Consider the following 13,208-nt stretch of genomic DNA (forward strand, 5'->3'; position numbering starts at 1 on the left):
GTAATTGGACAAAAATATTTACAGTCATTGCGAGCGAAGGGAAGCAATCACAACCCTTGCGATTGCTTCATTTCACTTCGTTCCATTTGCAATGACATTGTGTAACTAATTCTGTCTCACTACTTATCACTACGCAGAAATGTTGAATGTTAGGAAAAAAAATTAAAAGTTTTTATAAAAAATATTAACAGTAGAAAGCCTTACCATATCTAGGTTATAGCCATAAAGACGACCCAGGTTTCTAGATTTATCGAAAAATATTACGAAAACCCCTTTACAAATCGAAATATAAGGCTTACTATAAAGACATGAGGTAGAAATACCTACCAGAACATACATAACTCAAACGCAATTATAAACACATGACAACCACCTTACAACAGCGCGAAAGTGCTAACGTATGGAGCCGCTTCTGCGAGTGGATCACAAGCACTGACAACCGTTTATACATCGGCTGGTTCGGCGTAATCATGATCCCCACCCTCCTCTCTGCGATCGCTTGCTTCGTAATTGCATTCATCGCCGCACCTCCAGTTGACATTGATGGTATCCGCGAACCAGTTGCAGGTTCTTTACTCTACGGAAACAACATCATTTCCGGCGCAGTAGTTCCTTCCTCCAACGCTATCGGTTTACACTTCTACCCAATTTGGGAAGCTGCTTCCTTAGACGAGTGGTTGTATAACGGCGGTCCTTACCAGTTGGTAGTATTCCACTTCTTGATCGGAGTATTCTGCTACCTCGGTCGTGAATGGGAACTTTCTTACCGCTTAGGTATGCGCCCTTGGATTTGCCTAGCCTTCTCTGCACCTGTAGCAGCAGCAACCGCAGTATTCTTGATCTACCCAATCGGTCAAGGTTCATTCTCTGACGGTATGCCTTTAGGTATCTCTGGAACATTCAACTTCATGATCGTGTTCCAAGCTGAACACAACATCTTGATGCACCCCTTCCATATGTTAGGTGTAGCTGGTGTCTTCGGTGGTTCTTTGTTCTCCGCAATGCACGGTTCTTTGGTTACATCTTCCTTAGTTAAAGAAACAACCGAAAACGAATCGCAAAACTACGGTTACAAATTCGGACAAGAAGAAGAAACCTATAACATCGTAGCTGCTCACGGTTACTTTGGTCGCTTGATTTTCCAATACGCTTCCTTCAACAACAGCCGTCAACTACACTTCTTACTCGCTGCATGGCCTGTAATTGGTATTTGGTTCACAGCTTTGGGTATCAGCACCATGGCGTTCAACTTGAACGGTTTCAACTTCAACCAATCAATCATGGATTCTCAAGGTCGCGTAGTCGCTACTTGGGCTGACGTAATCAACCGCGCTAACTTAGGTATGGAAGTAATGCACGAGCGCAACGCTCACAACTTCCCCCTAGACTTGGCTGCTGCTGATGTTGCTCCTGTTGCTTTAAGCGCTCCTGCAATCAACGGTTAATCGGTTTAGTTAAATAAAAAACGCTCTCCAATTATGGGGAGCGTTTTTTTTGTAAGAGAACTGCTAATCTGGCTAGATTTAGGGTTTGTGTACCGAAAGAGCGACAGCAGTTCGCTATCGCACAATTTTAGTTTTATCCTAGATGCTGTTTATCAGATATATTATTCATAATGGCTGTATAATCAGCTTAAATTATAGAAAATCAATAATACTTTTGATATTTATAACTTTTAGCAATTGCCTCTATGTTTCCTTAATAATTAATTGAGAATCTTTTCTATTTATTAACCAGGTTGCTATACTTTCAGCGATTTGCTATTATTTCAAATAATTTCATAATTAGGTTATTATTGTCAATTTTGGATCTTTCAGAAGATTCTAGTCTCAAACCCTTTATTGACAGTAGTTTCAGAAATTAATTTCCCAGGCTCATACAAAACTTTACAAAATTCATAGCTATTCCCTCAACAATTTTAGCCATGAATTTACTCAGAAATGATCTAATTTGGGCGATCGCAAAAATTCCCTATTGACAAATTGACAAAAAAGTGATGAACAACCTGTCAATGTTATTAATTTGAGTGATATTTATGACTTACGCACGAGTCAGGGAATAACGAACCACAGAGAACACAGAGAACACAGGGAAAAATAAAAACCGTGAAAAAATAAATTCACGGCTTAACAAAAAATGTGGTGTGAGGAGACTTAACTCTGACTTCATCATACTGCATCTAAAAATTAGAAGTTCAACTACCGCAAATTTCTTCACAAAGTAATTTTTTCATGATATATATATTCTTAATATTTGTCACTTTATACTATAGCACCACCACAACTAGAACCACACCCCGCAGCACAACCATAGCAATATTCAGCAGTTTGGATTTCATTAATTATATCTAAACTACCAATTTCTAATAATTTGCTCACCGTCAACTTTTCACCATTGCTAGTTTTTGCAGGTAAATTCATCATTTGGTTAAAGTCACAATCATAAATATTCCCTAAATAATCAATAGAAAGTTGTTCACGGCACATTAAACCATCAATTGTTTTTGGGTTAAAGTGAGATTCTAAAAAATGTAAATAACTAGAATAAAGTTGTTTTCGTTCTAAATGAAACTTTGTTCTCCCTACAGGTATATTAGTAATTGTGAAAAGATGATTAAATCGAATATCAAACTTTTTCGACAGAAAGGTTTTATAAGCCTTTTCTAAATTTTCTTGTTCGGGAGTTAAAGAAAAATTTTCACTATTTGGTAATGGAGGATTGTACACCAAATCTAAAACTAAATTTGGGTTTTGACCATAACCTAATTTATTCAGCCATTGCAAAGCTTGAATAGATTGATCAAAAACACCATCTCCCCGCATTTTGTCCACATTATCTGCTAAATAACAAGGAAGAGAAGCCACAATTCTAACTTGATGTTGAGCAAAGAAATCTGGTAAATCCTCAAATCCCTCCACAAAATAGATTGTCAAATTTGATCTCACAATTACCTGTTTACCTGCCTTTATAGCAGCTTCTACCAATGGCTTAAAACCATAATTCATTTCTGGTGCGCCACCAGTTAAATCAACAATTTTAATTTCGGGAAACTTCTCAATTAAGATAATTAACTGTTGACAAATTTCCGGTGTCAGTTCCTCTGTTCTTTTGGGACTAGCTTCCACATGGCAATGGTTACAAGCTAAATTACAACGTTTTCCCAAATTAATTTGTAAAACGTTAATTTCCTTCTTTGTTAAAGGTGAATTTAGCTGTTGAAAAAAAGGTGTAATCATAGAAGCATCTCCAGCACGAATTTCTATAAAAGGATGTTTTAAAGGTCATTTAACCTAAGAGACAGGGGGAAGTGACAGACTATTGATAATGCTGCGTGGGAATGTAGTTAAGAGGCTCTGCCTCTATTGTACCTGGAGGTAGAACCTCTAAGATGACATTCCCAGTCAGAGACTGGGAACGAGGAAAAGCAAGAGAATTTACAATTTGGGGAAATCTTGTTGTTTGAGCGAGTTGCACGCATTTATTTAGACATCTCGTTCCCATGCTCTGCGTGGGAATGTAGTTAAGAGGCTCTGCCTCTATTATACCTGGAGGTAGAACCTCTAAGATGACATTCCCAGTCAGAGACTGGGAACAAGAGTTTTCTGGCTTTGCGTCTTTACTCCTTTGCCTCTTTGCGCGAAACCTTAGCTAGATTAGATATAAGAATTATTCAATTACCGTGAAAACCGATACAATTTTCTATAGCTTATTTCAAGCATTTCCTCGCATCTTTTTTGAATTAATTAATAATTCTCCCACAGAAGCAGATGTTTATGAATTTACCTCTCGTGAAGTTAAACAACTGGCTTTTCGTTTAGACGGTTTATTTTTACCAACCACCAAAGATCCTAAAAAACCATTTTACATTGTCGAGGTTCAATTTCAACCCGATGATGATTTATATTATCGTCTCTTTGCAGAGCTTTTTCTCTACCTGCGACAATACAAAACTCCTCATCCTTGGCAAGCTGTAATCATCTATCCTAGTCGTAATATAGAAAGAGAACAGAATCTACAATTTGGCGAAATCTTACTGCTTGAACGAGTTACACGCATTTATTTAGATGAGTTGGGAGAGAGTTCTTTAGGGGTAGGAGTTGTTAAACTGGTAATAGAAACAGAGAAAGCTGCACCAGCATTGGCAAGACGCTTAATTGCACAAGCAAACCAACAACTAACTGATACCAAAATCAAACGGGATTTAATTAATCTGATTGAGACAATTATCGTCTATAAATTACCCAAAAGAAGCAGAAAGGAGATTGAAGCTATGTTAGGTTTAAGTGAGTTGAAACAAACCAGAGTTTATCAAGAAGCTTTAGAAGAAGGTAAAGCTGAAACAACAAAACTGTTTGCTTTAAAATTGTTACGAATTGGCATGAGTTTAGAACCCACATTCCGCACCCCAACTGTCACAGGAGTGGAATTACATAGGCAAGAAATAAAATTGAGAATAAAAAATAACATATTATCGAGAAAATACATTGGCAAAAAAGAAAAACACCAAAAATGGCATCAAAACCCATTGTCAATAAGGAGCAACAAGAATGAACACCACCCAGAGGGAGAAAAAGATAAATAAATGAAGATATTCAAGATACAGATTATAAGTTAGACTAATAAATTGAAGTAAAAAACGAAATTATAGACATAGTAAAATAGAGCAATGAATCAAACAGATTAGCTCCTAAATCTGATATTAATTAAATTAATGGAGAGAAGAATTAAGTGGCTAATTGATAGTAATGAAAACAATCATCTGGTAAAAGATTCAGAATAAAATCCCTATCTTGAGTCCAATTAGAGACGTGTTGTTCGTTGTTATATTCAACTAAATGAATACACTGAAAGCATTGAAAAATCCAGCGTAAAGTAGGACGGTCAGTTGCTTTACCTAATTGATTTTTAATTGTTGATTTAGAATCTTTCAGAGCATTTCTAATTTGACGTTGAGCCAAAGTATAAACCAGTAGACATAAACCCATAATCATTCCCAGAGACTCTATTCTCTCAGGACTTTTGAGAAAAATACTGTCTGCAAAAAATAATGGGTCTTTAAGAAAACCGAACCCCCGCTCACAAGACTGTTGAGCTTTATATTCACTCAGCATGGAATCATTGCTAAGTTCATTTGAATCTAAAGCATTCGTAGCAATAATAAAACGTCCTGCACTCAGCAATTCTGTATTAATTTTACTTTCATTTTCGGAAACTGTAGCTGATATTTGGTAAGATATTTCTTCTGAAGAATCTTTTGTCTTAAATTTGATTTGAGTAACCAAAATTTCGTTAATTTGATGATATTTGAATTGTTTTGATAATTTTGATAATGCCTTGATAGCATCAGCCTCACAAGCAAATCTCTCTTGTGATAACTTTTTCAAATCTTTCACAGCTTTTGATTCTGCTTTGGTAATTTTTTGTCTGAGCTTACGCAGGTCTGATTCTCTTCTTTCTTGACTTTGCACTACTAACCATCTTTGTTCTATCCCTGCATAATTTTCGGTTTTTGATGCTAATTTATATCCTGGTATTGTACTATCAATAAATTCTGATTCTGGTAATGTTGATATTAATGATTTTGCTGCTTTTATGCTTAATGGTACTCGACATAACCAACGTAATTCTGACATCATTTTCAGGTTTGATTCTGTATATAAAGCAGCGTCAGCAACGATGAGACTATTAACTTCTAATTGTTTTTGATATTCTACTGCTATTTGACCAAAGCATGATGAATCTGTTTGGTTTCCTGATGCTAGTTTTAAAAATATTGGTATGTCTCCATCTCCTGAACATATCATTTCTATGATGAATTGTTTTAAATCTGGTCTATGGTCACGGGAATAACCGTAGGTGATGGTTATCTCTTTTGGTGATTTTACTGCTAATTCTTCTAATTCTTGGTTATTTCCTACTTTTTGATTCTCAAATATTACTTCTGGTAAACTTGTATTATATTGCCCATGCACGTGTATTGATGATGAGTCTAAATGTGACGTTGACAGTGATACTCCAAATTTTTGTGCTGCTTTTAAGGCTATGATAAAAAATAGTGTATCCAATCCTTTGATAAATAGTTTATCCATAACTCTCCCCAATTTATCGTCGTTAAGATATTCTGGTTTTACTCTTCTATTAGATGCTCACAGGCAATTGTTTCAAAATATTGGGGAAACATATATAAGGGTTTCGATACAAATCCTAACCCGTTTATTATCATGGCTTTTACTACTTGACCTGCACTTACTTTCTCGTCTTTTTCAACTCCTATTAATTCATTTATTATTTCTACTATTCCGATTGAATCTATCATCCCTGCTACTATCCCTAGATGATCTATGTTTTGAATTTCTATTTCTTGGGGTTTTAATTTCACAACAGATTCCTCTACTTGTTCTATTGTGATTCTCTCATTTCTTGCTTTTGTGAACAATTAATTTTTTAATCATATCGAATTTTCTCTTTCTTTCAGTCCCGTTACGAAGTTCCACTTTCTCACTCCATGCCCAGCTTAATGCTACTTACTATCATTAAGCCTCTTACCCTTCGAATGATTTTTAGTTATTATGTACTACTCGCTAGGCTTTTTTGATATGTGACAGTTCAGGGTGCGGAATGTGGGTTAGAACAAATTGCCGAAATTACAGAATTATCTCTTCAGCAAATTCAGGCTTTACAAAGAGAAATTCAAGAATCATAGTTTTAATTAGAACTTGCTGATAGCGTCGCGTAAGTAGTGAGACAAAATTAATTACACAATGTCATTGCGTTAGCGCAGCGTGGCGTTAGCCATATGGAACGAAGTGAAATGAAGCAATCGCCAGGGTTGTGATTGCTTCCCTTCCCTCGCAATGACTGTAAATATTTTTGTCTAATTACTTATGACTCTTGCATCGTCACACAAGCTATAACAATATAAACATACATAAAATTAACAACATCCCCCACCATCATAATACCATGTAGAATTAGTAATAATGATTTCTTCAGGATTTGAATTTGCTAAATTTCCCGCTGTTTTATCACAAACCGCCGCCGGAATACCGCGTTGGAGAATATGTCCAGCGTTATCATCAAAAAAGTTTTCCTTACCTGCATAAATCGCTGTTTTACCAGTAAAAATACAAGCACCATCTGCGGGAATATCTACTTTAAAAGCCACAGAATCCAGACTTTCTAAAAGTAGATTTTCTTCTAGTTTATAAGTTTGTTTATCTAATAACCGATAAGGACGACGGGCGCGAATTTCAATTTGTCCAAAACCAGCATTAATAATTAGATTAGTATACTCTTGATATGTGAGTGCGCCGGATAAACACGAAGCGCGTAAATGTTCATTTTTTTGTAAATGAGCAGGAATTGGACTTGTAGCGATTGGGTCACTCATCTGCAAGCGCCCACCTGGTTTTAATACCCGATATGCTTCCTTTAAAGCGCGAGTTAAATCTGCTGGTTCAAAAATATTAAACAGGCAATTTTGCGCGACTACATCTACAGAAGCATCCGCAACAGGTAAATTAAAAGCATCCCCCGGACGAATTTCGACAAAGCTAGGATCAAACCAAGAGTTTTCCTTTACAGCAAGTTGTAAATTACGGGTTGCAGCTTCTCGCATAGCTTCCACAGGTTCGACAACAATAATCGCACTAGGACGACGAGAAAAATAAGCAAATTGCAAAGCTTCCAACCCACCACCGACACCAACATATAAAACTGTGGGTTCATTACTGAGTTCATTGTGATGAACTGTAGTTCCACAACCATAGTTCATTTCCTGCATAGCCAGGGGAATTTTCAGTCCTGGTAGTTGTAAAGGTGTACTTTGGACACAGCAAAGACCTATTTCTGGTGTTTGGGCAACTTGGCTGTAAAATTGGGCTGCGGTTTCTAAATAGGTCATAATCTCAAATTAGGGTTTATGGCTTGACTTTTATTGTTAAAAAGAGTATTATACATGACTAATAGAAGGGGAGTAGCTGCTGACAGTAAATCAAAATTTTCTGCTCAGTATATCTAAGTCAACATACTGGTGATGAGCCTGGTTTAGATAGCGAATAAATAAAGTATTTGAAAGCGAGACCTTCACTGACTACACATTTAACTATGTGGAGTTCAGTGAGGTTGAATGGCTCTCATTGATACTCCACACAGGTAAAAAATCCTTTAGGAGTTTGAGAGAGTGCTAACAGCTTTTACCGCAGGTTTATTACTAATTACCATTTCCGAATTAGGCGATAAAACATTTTTTATTGCTGTGATATTGTCCATGCACCACCCCCGGCGTTTGGTATTTGCTGGTGTGGTGGCTGCTTTGGCGGCTATGACTATCTTATCAGTTGCATTTGGGCAGGTAGTATCTTTATTACCAAAAGTCTATATTCATTACGCGGAAATAGTTTTGTTTATTGCCTTTGGTTTGAAGTTAACTTATGATGCCAATAAAATGGCTGTATCTGCTACCGAAGAAGTCGCAGAAGAGGCACAAGAAGCGGTAGACAAAGCAGAGTTAAATAACTCCCAGCAAAAAACTGTTTGGTCAATTTTACTGAAATCCTTCGTATTAACATTTATAGCAGAATGGGGCGATCGCACACAAATAGCCACCATAGCCCTAGCTGCTGGAAATAACCCCATTGGTGTCACCGCTGGTGCAATATTAGGACACGCAATTTGTGCAGCGATCGCCGTCATTGGTGGTAGATTAATAGCAGGTAAAATTTCCGAACGGCAAATTACCTTTATCGGCGGCTTTCTATTTATCATCTTCGGCATAGTCGCAGCTATAGAGGGAAAATAATTAACATCGAAAACAGATGTTAGAACCCCGATTTCTTTAAGAAGTCGGGGTTATGGGTTTTTGTGTGTTTTCTTGGTCGCTGAATGTTAAGTGTATTACCCCCCACTATTTATGTTACTATAAAGTAGGAAAAATATAATTACCTTTTGGTAATACTATGCAAGCTGAAAAACTTTCCATTTCTTTACCATCCTCTTTGGTGCAGTTTATTGAAAATTATAAATTGACTAAAGGCTGTAAATCTCGTTCTCAAGTAATTGAGTTAGCCATAGAATTACTGCGTTATCAGGAACTAGAGCAAGCTTATCGGGAAGCTGCGGCAGAATTTGACCCAGAATGGGATTTAACTGTAGGAGATGGGCTAACAGATGAAACGTGGTGAAATATACCTTGCAAATCTCAGTCCCGCAGTGGGGTCAGAAATGGATAAACGCCGTCCTGTACTCATTGTTAGCAATGATGCTAATAATAATGCCTCTACTACGGTGACGATTGTACCGATTACATCTAATATGAGTCGTGTATATCCTTTTGAGGTTTTATTAAATCCAGAAGATTCCGGTTTATATAAAACTTCTAAGGTACAAGCGCAACAGATACGGACAATTTCTAAACAGCGCATTTTAGGAGATGTGGTAGGGTGTTTAAGTCAAGAGTTGATAGATTTGGTCAATGATGCTATTAAGTTACATTTAGCTTTGGAGTAGTAGATATTAAAACATATACACTTGACCTTAAACCTCATTCATAAATAGAAATTTGACAGACCACTAGTACCGCAGGGCGGAAGTCAAAAGTCAAAAGTCAAAAGTCAAAACGAAGACAGTATAGGCTTTTTAACGATTTAGAATGGTTGGTTTATTTATGCCGTGTTGTACTAGCAGTTTCAGCCAAAGTATGACTTCCTGTAATTTCCGCATCTACACGCAATTTGTGCTGCGATCGCCGTTATTGGTGGTAGATTAATAGCAGGTAAAATTTCCGAACGGCAAATTACCTTTATCGGCGGCTTTCTATTTATCATCTTTGGGATAGTCGCCGCCATAGAAGGAAAATAATTAACATAGAAAACAGATGTTAGATATTAGATTCCCGACTTCTTAAAGAAGTCGGGAATCTGGGTTTTGTGGGTTTTGTGGTGTTTATCCTTCTATAATTTTAATCTCTTCTGCTGTTAGTTCATAAAGTTGATAAACAAGTTGATCAATTTCTGTTTCTAATGCGGTTGTATCTGCATTGGGATCTGATTTTTTAGCAGTGAGGATTTTCTCAACTATTTGGATAAAAGAAATCTGTTCTTCCAGAGAAATTGGATAAAATGGTAACATTCCTAAATGGAAAGATTTAACTTGTGCTAAAGCTTCCCCCTTTTCTGGATTGATGCTAGTGTAAACAAAATCAATTAATTTTGAATTCAAAATACTTAGTAGATATTTAAGGTTGAATTTATCGTCTTTCTTGAGAATAATATGGGTATTATCTCGCATCACAAATCCAGATGTAATCAAAGTTCCAACTATATGATCGCTAGTTTGTCTAAAAATTAGTTTTTCTTGTGCTTGAAATATTAATTCTTCTCTAGGTGCTGCTAACTATTTACCATAACTAATCCAAAAATTATCATTCCATAAAATTACATATTTATGAAAATAACGTCCACCAATTAAAGGTTGAAAAGTTTCGTTTAATTTAGTTTCAGCAGTATAAGGTTTTTCATCTAATATTTTTTTAGTTTGCGGTGGATAACCTTTTCCAACTTCATAAGGTTTTACACCATTTTTAATATCAAAATAATCTTTTACTAATAGAGATTTTGAATGAATTTTATCTAACAACAATAGTTGATTTTCATTAAGTAGGAAATTAAAAAATTTCTGTTTTGATAAAGTATTTTTTGATAAAACATTCACAAGCTCAATTATATTTTTATTTCTCAATTGTATTTTTACATCATATTCTGCTGCTTTACTTTTTTCCATCAAAATAATATCACAATCTACTGTTGCCTCATCAAATATTTTTGTCTTAAATTGATCTATGGACAAAAAGCGAAACTCATTAATTAAACTCTTTCTAAATAATATGTAATAACTCGCTATAAAATCCTTTATCGAGAGTATTACTATCATTTGCAAAAGGTAACTTTAATAAATGTTCTGGTGAAAATAACTTAAACAGAGGAATTAGTTGATGATCATTAAGATTTTCCCCAGGTTGTAAATATTGTTGATATTCTCGAATATCAAAATGTGTAAAAGTGATTTCTGCAACTCCATCAATAGCAGGTTTAGCAATTTCCTTATAAAAGAAATCAGTTTTTTTACTGCTTAATCTTCCGGCTTCAAAATCAGTGAATTGCTGAACTAGGGTTTTATTTTCTACAAATGCTTTCTCAAAACTATTAGCGTCAAAAATAAACCATTCATAAATATTAGTAGCTATTAAATATTTGATTTCTAAATTTTTCTCTGTTAGACGTTCCCGCAGAAAATATAAAACTAATTCTTGCAAAGCTTTGGTATTCAAGTTATCAGCTTTAAGCATTTCGCTTTTATTGGTGGGCTTTTTAGCTTCTAAAATCACACCAACTTTACTTTTAGCATCTTTGGCATTATGAATAACAAAATCATTGCGTCCCTTGGTATTAATAAAATGATTTGTGCCATAATATGTATTCTTTAAAAAATCCCCAATCAGATTTTTATGAAATTCTTCTGATTCTGATTCATTAATTTTTTCAATTAAACTATGCAGATTCTTTTTAAAATTCTCAATATCATTTCTATTAGGTTTAACTTTGAGAAAAGCCTTATTTAATGATTCTCTAGGTTGCATTTTATGAAAATTCATTATTCTCAACTCAAACGTGATAAAGTGTAGGTAACAACTGATAATTACTTGCACTTTATCACAAATTATTCCGTAATGTACCGTTAAAATTAAAAAGGTCTTAGAGGTTGTTTGAAAAGTATCAGATAAAACCCATAATCTCCAAAAACCTAACCCCCCTACCCCCCTTCCCTACCCCTCCCTGACCCTCCCCTTGTAGGCTACGGTGTACACACAAGTAAGAAATTGTTTGTTGGTTGCCATAAAACCCCACCCCTAGCCCCTCCCCGCAAGCGAGGAGGGGGACTGGATTGAGAATACATCCTTTGTTATGGCTGAAAACCTAGTGTAAGGAAGGATGTGTGTACACCGTAGCCCCTTGTAGGGGAGGGAAGCGGAAAAACTTTTGTTAGTTGGAATGGGGTTTTTAAAGCCTCTCCCCGCACCTCTCCCTAACCCTCTCCTTTTAGGAGAGGGAAAAGGAATAACATTTAATACTGGAGAGGTTTACCAGAGGGGTCAATTTATACATTTAAAACTTTTCAAACATCCTCTTACGGAGTAGGTGTAGGTGTAGGTGATTCCGTCGGTGAAGACGTAGGAGTAGGCTCAGAAACCGCTCCAGCCTTATTAATCTCGTCCTTATACTGAGCCGGTGCTAAAGCCGTCGCACTATCAAATAAAGGTTTTGCTTCATCAAGCTTACCTTGTTCTTTAAATAGCATAGCCTTTGCTAAAACGGGGCGAAAATCTTGAGAATCTTTCTTAATCGCTTGATCATAAGCAGAGATAGCTTTATCATCATTCTTTTGAAAAGCGTAGACACTACCCAAAAGCACTTGCACAGCAACCACATCCACACTTCCTGGTTGAATAGTATTAGCTTGAGTAGCAGCGGACAAACTTTCTTGTAATAAGCCAATAGCCGCTTCTGGACGTTTTTCACTTAATTGCAAATTCACCATCCCCTGCAAAGCCTTTAAATCTCCCGGTTTTGTAGTTAAAATAGTCCGGTAAGTTTGAGCAGCCCCCTCCTTATCGCCAATTTGTTGTTTAGCTTGTGCTAATAAAACCCCATACTCTGACTGTTGGGGATTGAGTTTAGCGAGTTTTTCCAAAGGTTCAATCACAGCTTGAATATCTGCTGGTTTCACTTCCCCTCGGCTTTTTTGACTCAACAAACTGAGACGTGCTTGTAAAAGTCCCTTGAGTGCAGTTTGATTTTCTGTATCTTTCTGTAAAACTAATTCATAACCCCGAACTTGATCTTCCAGTTTTGACTTTTGCTCCGATGAAGATATTTTAGGGTCAGCAGTGGGCTGACTTTGTGGTGATGATTGGGGTTTATTAATCGCTGTAAGGATGGGTATAATAGAAACCCCTACAAAAGCAACAACAGCGAAAGCTAACACTACCCTAACTATCCAGCGATTACGCGATTCAGACACAATATTATTCTGCTCCTCAATGGTAATGAAATTAATAGCAAAGTTAAAAATTTCCAAAACTTTGCGGAATACGGTCATTTGTCTGTGAATTTTATAACAAATAAATATCTATCCTGCTAAAGTAAGTGATG

Annotated in this window: 11 protein-coding genes and 2 pseudogenes; 6 read left to right on the plus strand and 7 right to left on the minus strand. The window is 36.2% G+C overall.

The window, feature by feature from the left end; all coding sequences use genetic code 11:
- Window positions 1-362: 362 nt before the first annotated feature.
- Window positions 363-1,445 (plus strand): photosystem II q(b) protein, encoded by a 1,083-nt coding sequence (psbA, locus tag NG743_RS07100; protein WP_027404089.1) that lies wholly within the window; start codon window positions 363-365, stop codon window positions 1,443-1,445.
- 816 nt (window positions 1,446-2,261) lie between these two features.
- Here psbA and arsS read toward each other — a convergent pair.
- Window positions 2,262-3,236 (minus strand): arsenosugar biosynthesis radical SAM (seleno)protein ArsS, encoded by a 975-nt coding sequence (arsS, locus tag NG743_RS07105; RefSeq protein WP_257121758.1) that lies wholly within the window; start codon window positions 3,234-3,236, stop codon window positions 2,262-2,264.
- A gap of 443 nt (window positions 3,237-3,679) precedes the next feature.
- On the opposite strand from arsS, the gene NG743_RS07110 reads away from it, so the two are divergent.
- Window positions 3,680-4,582 (plus strand): Rpn family recombination-promoting nuclease/putative transposase, encoded by a 903-nt coding sequence (locus NG743_RS07110; protein ID WP_257121759.1) that lies wholly within the window; start codon window positions 3,680-3,682, stop codon window positions 4,580-4,582.
- Between the two features lie 142 nt (window positions 4,583-4,724).
- On the opposite strand, the pseudogene NG743_RS07115 reads toward NG743_RS07110, so the two are convergent.
- Both NG743_RS07115 and arsM read right to left on the minus strand, forming a co-directional pair.
- Window positions 4,725-6,316 (minus strand): annotated as a pseudogene (locus NG743_RS07115) (IS1634 family transposase).
- 618 nt (window positions 6,317-6,934) lie between these two features.
- Entirely contained in the window at window positions 6,935-7,903 is a 969-nt protein-coding gene (arsM, locus tag NG743_RS07120) for an arsenosugar biosynthesis arsenite methyltransferase ArsM (protein WP_257121760.1), read from the minus strand.
- Between the two features lie 279 nt (window positions 7,904-8,182).
- On the opposite strand from arsM, the gene NG743_RS07125 reads away from it, so the two are divergent.
- The 4 genes and pseudogenes from NG743_RS07125 to NG743_RS07140 form a co-directional block, all read left to right on the plus strand.
- Complete coding sequence (locus tag NG743_RS07125; protein WP_027404253.1) at window positions 8,183-8,800, plus strand: TMEM165/GDT1 family protein; 618 nt, start codon at window positions 8,183-8,185, stop codon at window positions 8,798-8,800.
- Window positions 8,801-8,957: 157 nt separating this feature from the next.
- Complete coding sequence (locus NG743_RS07130; RefSeq protein WP_027404252.1) at window positions 8,958-9,182, plus strand: ribbon-helix-helix domain-containing protein; 225 nt, start codon at window positions 8,958-8,960, stop codon at window positions 9,180-9,182.
- Window positions 9,169-9,507 (plus strand): type II toxin-antitoxin system PemK/MazF family toxin, encoded by a 339-nt coding sequence (locus NG743_RS07135; RefSeq protein WP_027404251.1) that lies wholly within the window; start codon window positions 9,169-9,171, stop codon window positions 9,505-9,507. The genes NG743_RS07130 and NG743_RS07135 overlap by 14 nt, the downstream gene beginning before the upstream one ends.
- A gap of 216 nt (window positions 9,508-9,723) precedes the next feature.
- Window positions 9,724-9,858 (plus strand): annotated as a pseudogene (locus NG743_RS07140) (TMEM165/GDT1 family protein); the annotation flags it as partial.
- Between the two features lie 84 nt (window positions 9,859-9,942).
- Here NG743_RS07140 and NG743_RS07145 read toward each other — a convergent pair.
- From NG743_RS07145 to NG743_RS07160, 4 genes are all read right to left on the minus strand, one after another.
- Complete coding sequence (locus NG743_RS07145) at window positions 9,943-10,368, minus strand: TaqI-like C-terminal specificity domain-containing protein (protein WP_306459846.1); 426 nt, start codon at window positions 10,366-10,368, stop codon at window positions 9,943-9,945.
- A gap of 24 nt (window positions 10,369-10,392) precedes the next feature.
- Window positions 10,393-10,845, minus strand: a complete 453-nt coding sequence (locus NG743_RS07150; RefSeq protein WP_257121761.1) for a hypothetical protein — start codon at window positions 10,843-10,845, stop codon at window positions 10,393-10,395.
- A gap of 28 nt (window positions 10,846-10,873) precedes the next feature.
- Window positions 10,874-11,650 carry a DUF7149 domain-containing protein gene (locus tag NG743_RS07155; protein WP_257121762.1) on the minus strand — a complete coding sequence of 259 codons (777 nt, stop codon included), beginning with the start codon at window positions 11,648-11,650 and terminating at the stop codon, window positions 10,874-10,876.
- 533 nt (window positions 11,651-12,183) lie between these two features.
- Window positions 12,184-13,077 carry a tetratricopeptide repeat protein gene (locus NG743_RS07160; RefSeq protein ID WP_193962915.1) on the minus strand — a complete coding sequence of 298 codons (894 nt, stop codon included), beginning with the start codon at window positions 13,075-13,077 and terminating at the stop codon, window positions 12,184-12,186.
- Between the last annotated feature and the right edge of the window lie 131 nt (window positions 13,078-13,208).

Origin of the sequence: Dolichospermum heterosporum TAC447 (assembly GCF_024584745.1) — a bacterium.
GTDB lineage: Bacteria > Cyanobacteriota > Cyanobacteriia > Cyanobacteriales > Nostocaceae > Dolichospermum > Dolichospermum heterosporum.

Bases quoted from the DNA above. Each gene is read 5' to 3' on its own strand.
- arsS (WP_257121758.1), bottom strand. From the start codon at position 3,236: ATGATTACACCTTTTTTTCAACAGCTAAATTCACCTTTAACAAAGAAG.
- arsM (WP_257121760.1), bottom strand. From the start codon at position 7,903: ATGACCTATTTAGAAACCGCAGCCCAATTTTACAGCCAAGTTGCCCAA.
- NG743_RS07135 (WP_027404251.1), top strand. From the start codon at position 9,169: ATGAAACGTGGTGAAATATACCTTGCAAATCTCAGTCCCGCAGTGGGG.
- NG743_RS07130 (WP_027404252.1), top strand. From the start codon at position 8,958: ATGCAAGCTGAAAAACTTTCCATTTCTTTACCATCCTCTTTGGTGCAG.
- psbA (WP_027404089.1), top strand. From the start codon at position 363: ATGACAACCACCTTACAACAGCGCGAAAGTGCTAACGTATGGAGCCGC.
- NG743_RS07155 (WP_257121762.1), bottom strand. From the start codon at position 11,650: ATGAATTTTCATAAAATGCAACCTAGAGAATCATTAAATAAGGCTTTT.